At 70.3% G+C, this 13,496-nt stretch carries 14 protein-coding genes; 6 read left to right on the top strand and 8 right to left on the bottom strand.

Features of this window, described 5'->3' with window-relative positions:
• Window positions 1-23: 23 nt before the first annotated feature.
• Both OG453_RS07830 and OG453_RS07835 read right to left on the bottom strand, forming a co-directional pair.
• Complete coding sequence (locus OG453_RS07830) at window positions 24-809, bottom strand: 3-hydroxybutyrate dehydrogenase (RefSeq protein ID WP_266865849.1); 786 nt, start codon at window positions 807-809, stop codon at window positions 24-26.
• A gap of 105 nt (window positions 810-914) precedes the next feature.
• Window positions 915-1,493: a hypothetical protein gene (locus OG453_RS07835; protein WP_266865851.1), complete on the bottom strand. Its 579-nt coding sequence runs from the start codon at window positions 1,491-1,493 to the stop codon at window positions 915-917.
• A 455-nt stretch (window positions 1,494-1,948) separates the two neighbouring features.
• On the opposite strand from OG453_RS07835, the gene rho reads away from it, so the two are divergent.
• Window positions 1,949-3,130: a transcription termination factor Rho gene (rho, locus tag OG453_RS07840; protein ID WP_266865853.1), complete on the top strand. Its 1,182-nt coding sequence runs from the start codon at window positions 1,949-1,951 to the stop codon at window positions 3,128-3,130.
• Window positions 3,131-3,136: 6 nt separating this feature from the next.
• On the opposite strand, the gene OG453_RS07845 is transcribed toward rho, so the two are convergent.
• Entirely contained in the window at window positions 3,137-4,420 is a 1,284-nt protein-coding gene (locus tag OG453_RS07845) for a M6 family metalloprotease domain-containing protein (RefSeq protein ID WP_266865855.1), read from the bottom strand.
• Window positions 4,421-4,688: 268 nt separating this feature from the next.
• On the opposite strand from OG453_RS07845, the gene OG453_RS07850 reads away from it, so the two are divergent.
• Together OG453_RS07850 and OG453_RS07855 are read left to right on the top strand one after the other, a co-directional pair.
• Entirely contained in the window at window positions 4,689-5,348 is a 660-nt protein-coding gene (locus OG453_RS07850) for a TetR/AcrR family transcriptional regulator (RefSeq protein WP_266865856.1), read from the top strand.
• Between the two features lie 101 nt (window positions 5,349-5,449).
• Window positions 5,450-6,973, top strand: a complete 1,524-nt coding sequence (locus OG453_RS07855) for an MFS transporter (RefSeq protein ID WP_266865857.1) — start codon at window positions 5,450-5,452, stop codon at window positions 6,971-6,973.
• A gap of 29 nt (window positions 6,974-7,002) precedes the next feature.
• On the opposite strand, the gene OG453_RS07860 is transcribed toward OG453_RS07855, so the two are convergent.
• A complete protein-coding gene (locus tag OG453_RS07860) occupies window positions 7,003-7,518 on the bottom strand; it encodes a MarR family winged helix-turn-helix transcriptional regulator (protein ID WP_266865858.1) in 516 nt (171 codons plus the stop codon).
• A gap of 119 nt (window positions 7,519-7,637) precedes the next feature.
• Here OG453_RS07860 and OG453_RS07865 point away from each other — a divergent pair, with 119 nt between their 5' ends.
• Entirely contained in the window at window positions 7,638-8,420 is a 783-nt protein-coding gene (locus OG453_RS07865; RefSeq protein ID WP_266865859.1) for a dioxygenase, read from the top strand.
• A gap of 78 nt (window positions 8,421-8,498) precedes the next feature.
• Here OG453_RS07865 and OG453_RS07870 read toward each other — a convergent pair whose 3' ends face one another.
• Together OG453_RS07870 and OG453_RS07875 are read right to left on the bottom strand one after the other, a co-directional pair.
• Window positions 8,499-9,512: a questin oxidase family protein gene (locus tag OG453_RS07870; RefSeq protein WP_266865861.1), complete on the bottom strand. Its 1,014-nt coding sequence runs from the start codon at window positions 9,510-9,512 to the stop codon at window positions 8,499-8,501.
• A gap of 70 nt (window positions 9,513-9,582) precedes the next feature.
• Entirely contained in the window at window positions 9,583-10,128 is a 546-nt protein-coding gene (locus OG453_RS07875) for a GNAT family N-acetyltransferase (RefSeq protein ID WP_266865863.1), read from the bottom strand.
• A 183-nt stretch (window positions 10,129-10,311) separates the two neighbouring features.
• On the opposite strand from OG453_RS07875, the gene OG453_RS07880 reads away from it, so the two are divergent.
• Window positions 10,312-11,319: an RNA polymerase sigma factor RpoD/SigA gene (locus OG453_RS07880; RefSeq protein WP_266865865.1), complete on the top strand. Its 1,008-nt coding sequence runs from the start codon at window positions 10,312-10,314 to the stop codon at window positions 11,317-11,319.
• Window positions 11,320-11,450: 131 nt separating this feature from the next.
• Here OG453_RS07880 and OG453_RS07885 read toward each other — a convergent pair whose 3' ends face one another.
• Entirely contained in the window at window positions 11,451-11,738 is a 288-nt protein-coding gene (locus tag OG453_RS07885; protein WP_266865867.1) for an antibiotic biosynthesis monooxygenase, read from the bottom strand.
• A 103-nt stretch (window positions 11,739-11,841) separates the two neighbouring features.
• Here OG453_RS07885 and OG453_RS07890 point away from each other — a divergent pair, with 103 nt between their 5' ends.
• Entirely contained in the window at window positions 11,842-12,414 is a 573-nt protein-coding gene (locus tag OG453_RS07890; RefSeq protein ID WP_266869743.1) for a TetR/AcrR family transcriptional regulator, read from the top strand.
• A gap of 17 nt (window positions 12,415-12,431) precedes the next feature.
• Here OG453_RS07890 and OG453_RS07895 read toward each other — a convergent pair whose 3' ends face one another.
• Entirely contained in the window at window positions 12,432-13,436 is a 1,005-nt protein-coding gene (locus OG453_RS07895; protein ID WP_266869744.1) for a YafY family protein, read from the bottom strand.
• Window positions 13,437-13,496: the final 60 nt, after the last annotated feature.

Genomic DNA, 13,496 nt, shown 5'->3' on the forward strand with positions numbered 1-13,496 from the left:
GACGTGGGTGGGGCGAGCGAGGGCTATCCGGCGGTCCAGCCGCCGTCCAGGGGGAGCGAGGCGCCGGTCACGAAGCCGCTGTGCGGGCCGCAGAGCCAGAGCGCGGCGGCGGCGATCTCCGCGGGTTCGATGAGCCGTTGAACCGCCGAACGCCGCAGCAGTACGTCGGTGAGGACCTGCTCCTCGGGGATGCCGTGCGCGGCGGCCTGCGCACTGATCTGGCGCTCGACGAGCGGGGTGCGGGCATAGCCGGGGTTGACGCAGTTGCTGGTGACCCCGTGGGCGGCGCCCTCCAGGGCGGTGACCTTGCTCAGGCCCTCCAGGGCGTGCTTGGCCGCGACGTAGGCGGACTTGAAGGGGCTGGCCCGCAGGCCGTGCACGCTGGAGATGTTCACGACGCGGCCCCAGCCGTGTGCGTACATGTGGGGCAGGGTCCTGCGCAGGAGCAGGAACGGCGCGGTGACCATGACCCGCTGGATCAGATCGAACCGTTCCGGGGGGAACTCCTCGATGGGCGCGACGTGTTGGAGCCCGGCGCTGTTGACGAGGACGTCGACGGCCGCGGGCAGGGCCCGCACGGCGTCGGGGTCGGCGAGGTCGGCGACGTGGGGTTCGCCGCCGACCGTCTCGGCGACCGCCTTGGCCGACTCCGCGTCGACGTCGACGACGTGGACGAAGGCACCGGCGTCGGCGAGGGCCACGGCACAGGCGCGCCCGATGCCGCTGCCGCCGCCGGTGACCAGGGCGGTACGTCCGGTCAGATCGGTGCCGGCTCCGGCGGGGGCGCTTGGGTCAACGCTGCTCGTCATGGCCGGAAACGTAAGGGCGCCGCGTGAGACCTTCCCATGTGTGGAACCCACACAACGAAGGCCGCTCTCATGTGTAGTGGCAGTTGTGTAGCGGCAGTGCGGGAGTTACACCGGTCGCGTCCGCGCGAACCGGTCCGTGCTGCCGTCCGCCCACGTGCACGCGAGCTTCTGCGCGGTGCCGCTTCCGGTGGCCACGGCAGTGCCGGTGGTCGTCATGTCGCCGCCGCCGCAGTCGACCGTCATGGCCATGCTGGCGTTGATGGTCCCGGTGCAGGCTTTCTCGCCGGCGCGCATGGTGAGCGAGGTTCCGCTGATGGTCAGCACCATCTCCTTGCCGCCCTGCGCGCGGACGATGTGGTACCAGGTCCCCTGGACGCCGCTCGCGCCCGGCTTACTGGTGGGAGCGGGCTTCGGGGCGGCCGAACGCGTGGGCGTGGGGGCTGCCTTGGTGGGGGTTGGGGTGGGCTTCGCCGTACGGGTCCTGCTGGGTGTGGGCGTGGGCGTGGGGGTGGGCTTCGGTGCCGTGGTGGACGGCTTCGCGGCGGGCTCGGAGACGCCGGTCTTCGCCTTGCCCGCCGCCTTCGCGTCGTCGCCGTCGCCGCTGTCGTCATCGCTGCCGCAGCCGCTCAGGGTGAGGGCGAGTACGGCCGCGACGGCCGCCGCCGTGGAAGATTTTCTGCGCACGGGAGTTGCTTTCCTGTCGGGCATGGATTTTTCAGGCATGGATTGAATTCCCGGGGACTCCTGGGGAGGGGGGAATTCATATGCGATACGTTCACGAACCCGAGCGAGCGTGTCATAGGAAACGCATGGGATTCCAGGCCAACTGGATATGTTCTAAAGGTCAGTTGGGCTGATCCTGAGTCATGCGAATTGCGAATCCCCGCGCCGGGGGCGTAGTGGCGTACGTCACACTCTGCGGGCCGGGGGCTGTGCTACCTTGCGAACAGCACGTGTGAACGCCGCCTCTCTGCGGCGCCGGTGCTGATTTCCTCTCTTCCGCCTCCTCGGAGGCCACTTTCTCTCCGCCCGTCGTACGGGTTCTCCATCCGTCGTACGGGATCTCCGCCCGTCGTACGGGACGTGATCACACCGTCCCGCCGGGCCTCTCATTCGCATGCCAGCGAAAGGAACCCACCATGAGCACCGCAACCATCACCCCGAACAAGGACTCCACCAAGGAATCCACCACGGCCACGGTCAAGGCCGCCTCCGGCATCCTCGACCTCGCCCACGGCGGCACCGGTCACCTCCGTACCGGCGACTGCCTTCCCACCCCCAACGACGTACAGGTCCCCACCGCCCTGATCCGCCGGCTCGGCCTGCGCCCCGGCGACCTCGTCGAGGGCGAGTGCGCACGGTCCCGCACGCTCACCGACGTCCACCGGGTCAACGGCCACTCCGCCGAAGCGCTGCGCAGGCGGGCGCGGTTCGGGGACCTCACCCCGCTGCACCCCCGCGAGCGGCTCCGTCTGGAGACCGCCGGAGGGTCCGTCGCGACCCGGCTCGTCGATCTCGTCGCACCCGTCGGCAAGGGGCAGCGCGGCCTGATCGTCGCGCCGCCGAGGACCGGAAAGACGGTCCTGCTGCAGCAGATCGCCGCCTCTGTCAGCGCGAACCACCCCGAGGCGCACCTCATGGTCGTACTCCTCGACGAGCGGCCCGAAGAGGTCACGGACATGAAGCGGTCCGTACACGGCGAAGTGCTCGCGTCGACCTTCGACCGGCCCGCCAAGGAGCACATCGCGCTGGCCGAACTCGCCGTCGAGCGCGCCAAGCGGCTGACGGAGGAGGGCAGGGACGTCGTCATGCTCTTCGACTCGCTGACGCGGCTCTGCCGCGCGTACAACAACGCCGCGTCCAGCGGCGGCCGCACCCTCTCCGGAGGTGTCGACGCCGCCGCCATCCAGGGCCCCAAGCGGCTCTTCGGTGCCGCGCGGCTCGCGGAGGAGGGCGGGTCGCTGACCATGCTGGCGACCGTGCTCGTGGAGACCGGATCGCGCGCCGACGACTACTACTTCGAGGAGCTCAAGGGCACCGGCAACATGGAGCTCCGCCTCGACCGGGGGATGGCCGAGCGGCGCGTCTTCCCTGCCGTCGACGTCACTCCGTCCGGTACGCGCCGTGACGAACTGCTCGTGGCCGCCGACGAGTTGACCGCCGTACGCGGACTGCGCCGCGCCCTGCACGGCCGGGACGCGCAGAGCAACCTGGAGGCGCTGCTCGACCGCATGCGCAAGACACCGAGCAACGCCGCCTTCCTGCGGCAGGTGCAGCAGACCGTGCCGGGCGCCAACACCGCGAAGATCAACGGGAGTTGAGCCGCCTCACGGGCGCGTGACGTTCACCCGGTAGCTGCCGTCCTCGTCGACGCCCGCCACCGTGACGCGGAGGTTCGCGTTCTCGTCCACGAACGTCTGCCCCGGCCCGTACGGCGCGTCGGAGAGCTCCGCGTGGACGTTCGGCCGCCGTGTGCAGCCGCCGCTGTCCTTCGCCGAGTCGGCGACGGTGACCGGGCCGTGGCCCGTGTCGATCTCCGCGTTCACCCGGTAGACCAGTACGCCGGGCTTGCAGACCACCTCGTCGTTGCCGCTCTGGGTACGGACCTCGATCGCGTACCCCGTCTTCTCGTCCATCGGCACGAAGGCGAGCTTGGTGCCGCCGCGCTCGGCCAGCGGGGTCAGTGTGTGCTCGGTCGTCCCGGAGTTGGACGCGCAGCTGATCTGGTCGTCGTCGAGCCAGCCGAGCTTCCACTTGTGCCAGGCCAGCAGGTCGTTGTTGGCGCCCCAGTCCTCGCTCATGATGTCCCAGTGGCCGACCGCGCCGCCGCCCTCCTGCGTATAGAGGTCGGGCAGGCCGAAGGTGTGGCCGTTCTCGTGCGGGAGCACGCGATAGCCGGTCTCGCGGTAGCTGCCCGAGCCGTCGTCCTGGCGGCTGTAGACGAACGACGCGTTGGCAATCGGCACCCCGTCGGCGACGGGCGCCTCGGTGTTGCCCGCGAACGTCACAGAGAGGACCGTGTCGAGCGCGGAAGGGCCCGCGTTCGGCGTGATGAGGATGTTCACCAGGTCGTACTCGCGGAAGTCCACATCCGCGTCGGCGGTCGCCACGATGTCCTTGACGAGTTCGCGGTACCCCGGATCGAAGGGTGCGCCGCGCTCTATCCCGTACTCCTTGAAGCTCTTCGGCATCCGCAGCCAGTCGGGCACGGGGGACTCGGGGCGGTAGTCGAGCCGCCCGTAGGAGCTGGTGCGAAACCACTCCGTGGTCTGCGGGAAGAACTCCGCGAGGCGCTCCGTGGCGGTGCCGTCGCCGGGGGCGTCGGAGAAGTCGATCATCAGGTTCAGGGCCCGGACGGTGCCCGTGGAGCGCGAGTACCCGGCGGGCGTGGGCACGCCCTCCGACATCTGCACGCCCATCGTCCCGCTGATCATGCACGGGCCGAGTGTGGTCGCGCGGGCCAGGGACGCGGGGCCCGCGGCCGTGGGGGAGTCCTCCATCAGCCGGCCCGTGCTCGCCGACGTGGTGACCGTGAGGGCGAGTGCCGCGCAGGCCGCGAGTGCCGCGCCGCGCCGGGCTCCGCGTATCCGCCTCCAGGTCGGCTGCTGCATACATGGCCCTCCCGTCGCGGCAGCCGCAGGTCCTGGCTGCACCCTGTTCGATCACCCTGTGCCGGGGGCCGCGCGGGCGCTCGCTGGGTGCGACCGATCGTGGGTTTCTCGCTCACGAAGATGTGACCCAGGTCACAGGAAGAAAGTCGGGGGGCGGGAAATATCCGGGGAGTCCTTCCCCGTTTAGACCTGTGTCCGAGCGAAACGGGGAGTGAGTCCCCGCATCGCGCCCAGCAAGATCCAACTCACTACTTCCAGGAGTGCCGTCGTGGACACCGCCACCGCTCCGCAGCGCAAGGTCACCCGCCCCCGGGCCGACGCCCTGCGCAACCGGGAGCGGATCGTCGCCGCCGCACGCGAGATGTTCGTCGAGTTCGGTGCCGATGTGCCGCTCGACGAGGTCGCGCGCCGCGCCGGCGTGGGCAACGCCACGGTCTACCGGCACTTCGCCGACCGCGCCGAACTGGTCCACCAGGTCGTCCTCTTGGTGACCGACCGCGTCGCTGAGCACGCGGAGCGTGCCCGCGCCCGGACGGAAGCCGAGGGGGAAAGCGCGGCCTTCGACGCCCTGCGCGAGTTCGTGCACGCCGCCGCCGACGAGCGGATCGGCGCGCTGTGCCCGATGCTCCAGGAGGCGTTCGACCCCGAGCACCCTGACCTGATCGACGCCCGCGACCGGCTCGAGGCCGCGATCGACGGGCTCATGGAGCGGGCACGCGTGGCGGGGCAGCTGCGCACCGACATCGCCGTCGGAGACCTGATGGTCGCCCTCTCCCAGCTCACCCGGCCCCTGCCCGGCACCGCATGCCTGAACATGGACCGCTTCGTCCACCGCCATCTGCAGCTGTTCATGGACGGCCTGATGGCTCCGGCACGCTCCGAGCTGCCCGGTGAGGCGGCGACCTTGGAGGACCTCCGCCAGTCATGAGCTCCGCCTGACGTCGCACCTCGCACCTCGCACACCGCTTCAGCTTCACGCTTTTCGTTACGTCGCTTTTTTCACTCTCGTACCGCTAGGTGGCTATCCCCATGTCAGAAACAGATCCGAGGCGCTGGAAGGCGCTGATCTTCATCGCGCTCGCGCAGCTGATGGTCGTCCTCGACGCGACCATCGTGAACATCGCGCTGCCCTCCGCCCAGCAGGACCTGGGCATATCGGACGGCAACCGCCAGTGGGTCATCACGGCCTACGCCCTGGCCTTCGGCGGACTGCTGCTCTTCGGTGGCCGCATCGCCGACCTCTGGGGCCGCAAGAACACCTTCGTGACCGGCCTGATCGGCTTCGCCGCGGCCTCCGCGCTCGGCGGCGCCGCGACCGGCGAGGCCATGATGCTGGGCGCCCGCGCCCTGCAGGGTGTGTTCGGCGCGTTGCTCGCGCCCGCCGCCCTCTCGCTGCTCGCGGTGATGTTCACCGACGCCAAGGAGCGCGCCAAGGCCTTCGGCATCTACGGCGCGATCGCCGGTGGCGGCGGCGCCGTGGGCCTGATCCTCGGCGGCTTCCTCACCGAGTACCTGAACTGGCGCTGGACGTTCTTCGTGAACATCCCGTTCGCGGTGGTCGCCGCGCTCGGCGCCTACTTCGTCATCCGTGAGCCGGCCGGCGGCCGCAACCGCTCGCCGCTCGACATCCCGGGCGTGATCCTCTCCACCCTCGGTCTGGTCGCGCTCGTCTACGGCTTCACCCGCGCCGAGTCGGCCGGCTGGTCGGACTCCCTGACCATCGGCATGTTCGTCGCGTCCGCGGTGCTGCTGGCCGCGTTCGTCCTCACCGAGGCCAAGGTCAAGTCGCCGCTGCTCCCGCTGCGCGTCCTGACCGAGCGCAACCGCGGCGGCGTCTACCTGTCGCTCGGCCTCGCGGTCATCGCGATGTTCGGCCTGTTCCTGTTCCTCACGTACTACCTGCAGATCGTCGAGGGCTACTCGCCGGTGAAGACCGGCTTCGCGTTCCTGCCGATGATCGTCGGCATGATCGCGGGCTCCACGCAGATCGGCGCCCGTCTGATGACGCGCGTGCCGCCCCGCCTCCTGATGGGTCCGGGCTTCCTGGTCGCGGCCGTCGGCATGCTGCTCCTGACGCAGCTCGAGGTCGGTTCCTCGTACGCCGGTCTGATCATGCCCGCGCAGCTGTTGCTGGGCCTCGGCATGGGTACGGCGTTCATGCCGGCCATGTCGCTCGCCACGCACGGTGTCGAGGCGCGTGACGCCGGTGTCGCCTCCGCGATGGTCAACACCTCGCAGCAGGTCGGCGGCGCCATCGGCACGGCCCTCCTGAACACCATCGCCGCATCCGCCACCACCGCGTACATCACCTCGCACGCGGCGGGCGCGACGACTCCGGCGGCACAGAAGCTGCTCCAGGCGCAGGCCATGGTCGAGGGCTACACCAGCGCCATCTGGTGGGCGGTCGGCATCCTGGCGGTCTCCGCCGCGATCGCCTTCGCGTTCATCAACACCGGTGCCCAGAGCGGCGCTCAGGCCGCTTCGGGCGACGGTGAGGGTGCCGGTGGTGTCGGCAAGGAGGACGAGGTGCGCATCCCGGTGGTCGCGCACTGACCCCCGCTTGTTCCACCCGTAGGTAGGACCTAGCGGAGCCAGGGAAGGTCCGCACCGGCCTCCTTGGGCTGAAGTCCCTCGGCGACGATCATCATGATCTCGCCGAGGGACTTCTGCTGTTCCGGGCTGAGCCGGTCGAAGAGGGCCTGGCGTACGGCGGAGACGTGGCCGGGCGCGGTCCTGCGCAGCACCTCGTACCCGTCGTCGGTGAGGATCGCGAACTGGCCGCGCTTGTCGGACGGGCAGTCCTCGCGGCGCACCCAGCCGTTCTTCTCCAGGCGCGCGATCGCGTGCGAGAGCCGGGACCGGGTGATCTTGGTGTTCCGCGCGAGCTCGGTCATCCGGAGCCGGCGCCGGGGCGCGACGGACAATTGGACGAGCAGGCCGTAGTAGATGTGCGGCATGCCCGCGTCACGCTGCAACTGACGATCGAGGTGATCCTCCAGGAGCGTGGTGGCGTGCAGATACGCGAGCCAGGTGCGTTGTTCGGCGTCGTCGAGCCAGCGCGGCTCCTCGTCCGGAGGAGAAGTGGGTGCCGTGTCCATGTACTCCACTGTACGCAGCCCTTTCTTGAAGGTTAAACAATGTGGGAGTAGGGTCATCATCGAACAGGAAGCTTGAGAGTTAAAGTAAAACTTCCCGGTACGTTCTCGGAGGCGCCGTCATGACCGCAACCCAGGAGCGCATGCCCGCCCTGTACCTCAGCCACGGCGCGCCGCCGCTCGCCGACGACGCCCTCTGGCCGGACGAGCTGAAGGACTGGTCGGCCGGCCTGCCGCGCCCCAAGGCCATCCTGATGGTCTCCGCCCACTGGGAGGAGGCCCCGCTAGCCCTCGGCGCCACCGAGACGGTGCCGCTCGTCCACGACTTCTGGGGCTTCCCCGAGCACTACTACCAGGTGACGTACGCGGCCCCGGGCGCCCCTCAACTGGCCGATTCCGTACGCACATTGCTGCGCGGGGCGGGCATGCCGGTGCAGGACATCCCGGACCGCGGGCTCGACCACGGAGCGTATGTCCCGCTCGTCGAGATGTACCCCGACGCGGACATCCCCGTCCTCCAGATCTCCATGCCCACGCTCGACCCGCAGCGCCTGATGGACATCGGCCGCAAGCTGGCGCCGCTGCGGGACGAGGGCGTGCTGATCGTCGGCAGCGGCTTCTTCACGCACAACCTGGCGGCGCTGCGGCAGGGCGGCATTCCGTCCTGGTCGGCGGAGTTCGACGCGTGGGGTCACGAGGCTCTTGAGGCGGGGGACGTGGACGGTCTTCTCGACTTCGAGCACAAGTCCCCGGCGGGGCAGCTGGCACATCCGCGTACGGAGCACTTTGCTCCGCTGTTCGTGACGCTGGGGGCGGCGGAGGCTGCGGGGGATCTTGGCGGGCAGCGGAGTGTGATCGACGGGTTCTGGATGGGGTTGGCTAAGAGGTCGGTGCAGTTCGGCTGACGGGGGGCAGGCGGGCGCCCCGCAAGGGGCGCGGGGAACTGCGCGCCCAGCCACGGACGGCCCGCAGGCGAAGGGCACTCAGTCGAGCGGCACGCTGAGCTCAACCGCCCGCAAGGCCGCCGCCAAGGCACCCTCGTCGCCGACGTCCATCGCCGTGTCCGTGAACTTGATGACGTGCTCATCACCGTGCGCGAGGGCCCGCTCGAAGACCTCATCGGGGGCGAAGGTGCCGGGTGCGGTGTACGCGACCGGGGCGTCGGGGGCGTACATCGCGGTCACGGCGGCCGACGCCGTCCAAGCGGCCCGCAGGCCAGGCACCCACAAGGCGCGCGGCAGTGCAGGCAGGGTGCGCAGCACGGCGTTGGGCGCCGTCGCCGCGTGGACCAGCATCGTCTCGTCGCCGTGGCCGTGCGTGGCGTACCGATGGGTGGCCGCCTGCACCAGCTCGGTGAGCCTGCGCCGGGCTTCCTCCGGGGCGTCCACCGAGGTGGCCCACACCGGCAGTGCCCCGACCCGGCCGAGGCGGGCCGGGAAGTTGCCCTCCGCCCGGTCCGCGATGGGTGGCACGGCATCCAGAGCGGCGGCCGCGCTCTCGGCACCGGGGAGCGGTGTCACCCCGGAGACGGGGTGGTGGCGGGCGGCCCAGTAGCCGAGGCCATGGGCGAGTTCGGCGACGCGGGGTCCGGTCTCGTCGCCGGCCAGCAGGGTGCGCACGGCGTGGCCGACGCGGATCACCGGGTGCGTGGAGCCGCCGTACATCCCGGGCAGCAGCCGCGGCCACCACTCGGCGAGCACGTCGCGCCAGGGGCGTTCGCCGATCTCCCTGCCGAAGTACGCGATCCAGTCCGCCGCACGGCGCGGATCACCGAGGGCCTCGCGCCAGTTGGCGCCGGTGACCCTCTCGACCGTGCCGGGGAACTCCTCCAGCTTCGGCGCGTACAGCTCGAGCCAGCGGTGGACCGCGCCGGACCGCCCGTGCGCGGCGAGCGCCTCGACGGCCATCGGCGCGTGGTTGGTGAGCCGCCCGAGCCGCTCGGGCCCGGAGGCGTGCAGCCGCTGGAGGGCTTCGTCGAGGGTGCCTGTGTCGTCCATGGGGGCACGCTAGGTGGGGCCGAGGCGGGGCGTAACGGGCTTGCGGCCTAGGCCGGGACCTAGGTCCCGGCTAGGACTGCGGGCCGAGGGGGCGCTCGTACCAGGCGACGTCCCAGTAGCGGCCGAACTTCCGGCCCACCTCCCGGTACGTGCCGACGTGCCGGAAGCCGAAGCGTTCGTGGAGGCGGTGCGAGGCGTCGTTGGGCTGCGCGATCCCGGCGTACGCGCGGTGCAGGTTGTCGTAAGTCGCGGCCTCGCCCTCCAGGGCCTCGAAGAGCGCCTTGTACAGCAGCGTGCCGATGCCGCGGCCGCCGGTGTCCGGAGCGCAGTAGACGCTGACTTCTACAGAAGTGGCGTACGCGGCCTTCGGCCGGAAGGGGCTGCTGGTCGCGTATCCGAGCACGCGGCCCGAATCCCGCTCCTGGGCAACCATCAGGCGGTGGGGGCCGTCTTCAGGGTGGGAGAGCAGCCAAGGGCGGCGCTCTTCTGGCAGGAAGACGGCCGTGTCGAATGTGATCGCCGTCTCACGTACGTAGTGGTTGTAGATGTCGGTCAGGGCCGCGAGGTCGGCCTCCGTGCCCGGCCTGACCTGCACCTCTGTACGTTCCGACGGCATCCGGCCTCCCTTTGTGGCGGCACAGGGTACTGCACCGTCGAGAAAATAGATGTGCGGCTTGGGAATTCTGTCCGGATTCCAGTCGTTGTTTCCATCGGAAGCAGGGCACCCGGAAGGGTGTGGTTTCCACCACAGAGGCCCGTGAAAAGGCCGACCAGGACCTCCACACGCAAGGGAGCACGCATGGCAACCCGTGCCGTCGCCCGTCGTAAGTCCGCCTCCACCGGCGAGACCGACGCGGCACGCAGTGTTCGCGCCGTAGGCGGGGAGATCGCCGACCGCGACCTGGTCGGCATGTACCTCGACGAGATCGCGCGTACGCCGCTGCTCGACGCCGCCAAGGAAGTCGAGCTGTCCCAGATCATCGAGGCGGGTGTCTACGCGCGAAAGATACTCGACGGGGACGTCGAGGACTCCGTCGCGGGCGCGGCGGCGTCCCGCGATGAGCTGGAGGCGCTGGTCGCCGACGGCGAGCGCGCGAAGGACGTCTTCATCCGGTCGAACCTGCGGCTCGTCGTCGCTGTGGCGCGGCGCTATCCGCGCAGCGGCCTCCCTCTGCTCGACCTGATCCAGGAGGGGAACGCGGGCCTGGTGCGCGCGGTCGAGAAGTTCGACTACGCCAAGGGCTTCAAGTTCTCCACGTACGCCACGTGGTGGATCCGCCAGGCCATCACCCGCTCCATAGCCGACCAGTCCCGCACGATCCGGCTCCCCGTCCACCTGGTGGAGGAGCTGGGCCGGATCCGTCGCGTCCAGCGCGAGTTCAACCGTAAGAACGGCCGCGATCCGGAGCCCGAGGAGGTCGCAGCCGAGCTCGACTCCACCCCGGCGCGGGTCATCGACGTCCTGGACTGGGCCCGCGACCCGGTCTCGCTGAACATGGGCGTGGACGACGACGGCGACACCCAGTTCGGTGACCTCCTCGAGGACACCTCGGCGATCTCGCCCGAGCAGTCCGTCCTGACGCTGCTGCGCAGTGAGGAACTGGACGACCTGATCGGCCGCCTCGACCAGCGCACGGCCTCCATCATCAAGATGCGGTACGGCATCGAGGACGGCCGCGAGCGGACGCTGACGGAGGTCGGCAAGCAGCACGGTCTGACGCGCGAGCGGATCCGGCAGATCGAGAAGCACGCGCTGCTCGAACTGAAGAAGCTGGCGCGGGACACGGGCTTCGACGCGGCGGCCTAGGCGGCCCGCCTTGAGCCGTCCCCTTGGCGAGCCCCGGTGCCATCCCCCCCCCGGCACCGGGGCTCACTTCTTTTTCCCGCCCACCCGCCCGATTGCCCGGTGGTCCCACCGGTCCCGCCTCACCAAGATCGCTAGCGCGACATCAGGAAGTGGACCTCTCGGGGCCTGATCTCCAGGTCGCTCTGGCCGTCAGGCGTCGCGTCCATCTCGCGGGCGAGGTCGGCCGTGGCCCGGAACGCCTCCTCGGACTCGAACGCGCCGGTGGTGACGACCGCCTCGCCGTCCGGGGTCACCCAGACCCCGACGGACTCGAAGCCCGGCTGGCTGCGCATCGCGTCGGCGACCTGGTGGCAGTCGGCCACGAACGCGTCGACGTGTTCGGGAGCCGGGTAGTGGAAGGCGACGAAGCCGAATGACATGACGTGCCCCTCTCGACGGAGTTATACGATTCCGTACAAGGTGAGGCTAGGCCTGCTGTACGGCTTCGTACAACAGGTCTTCGACGGTGAGGTGGGCCACAGAATGGGCGCGTTGCGCACGCCGCGGGAGCAGTGGATCGAGGAGGGGCTGCGGGCGCTGGCCGCGGGTGGTGTGGACGCGGTGCGGATCGAGGCGCTCGCCAAGGCGCTCGGGGTGACCAAGGGCGGCTTCTACGGCTACTTCGCCGACCGCGACGCACTGCTGACCGAGATGCTTGACACCTGGGAGCGCGAGAGCGTCGACGACGTCATCGACCGGGTCGAGCGGGAGGGCGGCGACGCACGGGACAAGGTCCGCCTGGCCGGACAGCTCACCTTCTCCAGCGACCGGCTGCTCCGCATCGACCTGGCCATCCGCGAATGGGCCCGCCGCGACCCCGCCGTCGCCGCCCGCCTGCGCCGCGTGGACAACGAACGCATCCAGCTGGCGCGCGACGCGATCAGCACCTTCTGCGCCGACCCCGAAGAGGTGGAGGCCCGCGCCCTGCTCGCCTTCTGCACGGCCATCGGCAGCCACTTCCTCGCCGCCGACCACCCGGCAGGCACCCGCCTCCAGGTCATCGCTCGCGCCGCCGACATCATCCTCGACCTCCCGCACGGCAACTCCGGTGGATGAAAGACCCCGGGGCGGGGTCACGTGCCGGAGGCCCGAGTCAGGCGTGCGCCCAAGTCGCGTAGGTACTGGACCAGTTCCGGCGGCTCGTGTGCCCTGAAGTCGCAGTCGGCCAACGCCAGGCGGACCGCCAGCCATTCGATGGAGTCCGGCACCGTCGACCGCAGGCGGCAGGACGTGTCGGAGATCCGTTCCGGCGTGCCGAGGGCCGCGGGGAGCCGTGCCGCGATGTACTCCGCGGGGGCCGCGAACGTCACGTCGATGGCGTACGACTGCTGACCGCGCCACATGGACTGCCGGATGTACTCCGCGGCGTCCCCCGTCGGCAACTCCCGCGGGGCAAACCGCGCCCCCGTCGCGAACGGCGACGACACCCGGTCGACGCGGAACGTACGCCAGTCCTCGCGGTCGATGTCGTACGCGACCAGGTACCAGCGGCGCCCCGTCGACACCAGACGGTATGGCTCGGTCAGGCGGCGCGACTCCGTGCCGTCGCCCGCGCGGTACGCGAAGCGCAGACGCTCCTGGCCGGCCGCGGCCGACGCCATCACCGTCAGTGTCTCGGGGGCGATGCTCGCCCCGTCCCCGCTGGTCAGGGGTGTTGTCGCGATCTGGAGGTTGGAGACCCGGTGGCGCAGGCGGCTGGGGAGGACCTGCTCCAGTTTGGCCAGGGCCCGCACGGAGGCCTCCTCCACCCCCTCCACCGCGTGGCCCGCACCCGCCCGCAGGCCCACCGCGATCGCCACCGCCTCCTCGTCGTCGAGGACCAGCGGTGGCATCGCCTTGCCCGCGACCAGGCGGTATCCGCCGGCCGCGCCCTGGCTCGCCTGGACCGGATAGCCGAGGTCCCGCAGCCGGTCGATGTCGCGCCGCACCGTGCGGCGGCTGACGCCGAGCCGCTCGGACAGCTCCCCGCCCGGCCACTCCCGCGGGGTCTGGAGCAGGGAGAGGAGCTGCAGCAGCCTGGCCGGGGTGTCCGTGTTGGAACCGCCACCGGTCGGATTCGATGTCGTGTTCTTCGTCATGTTCTTCATGGTGGCCGTCATCTAGGACATCATCTGGCCTATATGGCTTTTAGATTCCTC

It is taken from the genome of Streptomyces sp. NBC_01381, from assembly GCF_026340305.1.
GTDB lineage: Bacteria > Actinomycetota > Actinomycetes > Streptomycetales > Streptomycetaceae > Streptomyces.

What these genes read in the sequence shown, in the direction of transcription:
- OG453_RS07830 (WP_266865849.1), bottom strand. Translation starts at nt 809, where the DNA reads ATGACGAGCAGCGTTGACCCAAGCGCCCCCGCCGGAGCCGGCACCGAT.
- rho (WP_266865853.1), top strand. Translation starts at nt 1,949, where the DNA reads ATGAGCACCGCAACCATCACCCCGAACAAGGACTCCACCAAGGAATCC.
- OG453_RS07845 (WP_266865855.1), bottom strand. Translation starts at nt 4,420, where the DNA reads ATGCAGCAGCCGACCTGGAGGCGGATACGCGGAGCCCGGCGCGGCGCG.
- OG453_RS07855 (WP_266865857.1), top strand. Translation starts at nt 5,450, where the DNA reads ATGTCAGAAACAGATCCGAGGCGCTGGAAGGCGCTGATCTTCATCGCG.
- OG453_RS07860 (WP_266865858.1), bottom strand. Translation starts at nt 7,518, where the DNA reads ATGGACACGGCACCCACTTCTCCTCCGGACGAGGAGCCGCGCTGGCTC.
- OG453_RS07865 (WP_266865859.1), top strand. Translation starts at nt 7,638, where the DNA reads ATGACCGCAACCCAGGAGCGCATGCCCGCCCTGTACCTCAGCCACGGC.
- OG453_RS07870 (WP_266865861.1), bottom strand. Translation starts at nt 9,512, where the DNA reads ATGGACGACACAGGCACCCTCGACGAAGCCCTCCAGCGGCTGCACGCC.
- OG453_RS07875 (WP_266865863.1), bottom strand. Translation starts at nt 10,128, where the DNA reads ATGCCGTCGGAACGTACAGAGGTGCAGGTCAGGCCGGGCACGGAGGCC.
- OG453_RS07880 (WP_266865865.1), top strand. Translation starts at nt 10,312, where the DNA reads ATGGCAACCCGTGCCGTCGCCCGTCGTAAGTCCGCCTCCACCGGCGAG.
- OG453_RS07885 (WP_266865867.1), bottom strand. Translation starts at nt 11,738, where the DNA reads ATGTCATTCGGCTTCGTCGCCTTCCACTACCCGGCTCCCGAACACGTC.
- OG453_RS07890 (WP_266869743.1), top strand. Translation starts at nt 11,842, where the DNA reads ATGGGCGCGTTGCGCACGCCGCGGGAGCAGTGGATCGAGGAGGGGCTG.
- OG453_RS07895 (WP_266869744.1), bottom strand. Translation starts at nt 13,436, where the DNA reads ATGACGAAGAACACGACATCGAATCCGACCGGTGGCGGTTCCAACACG.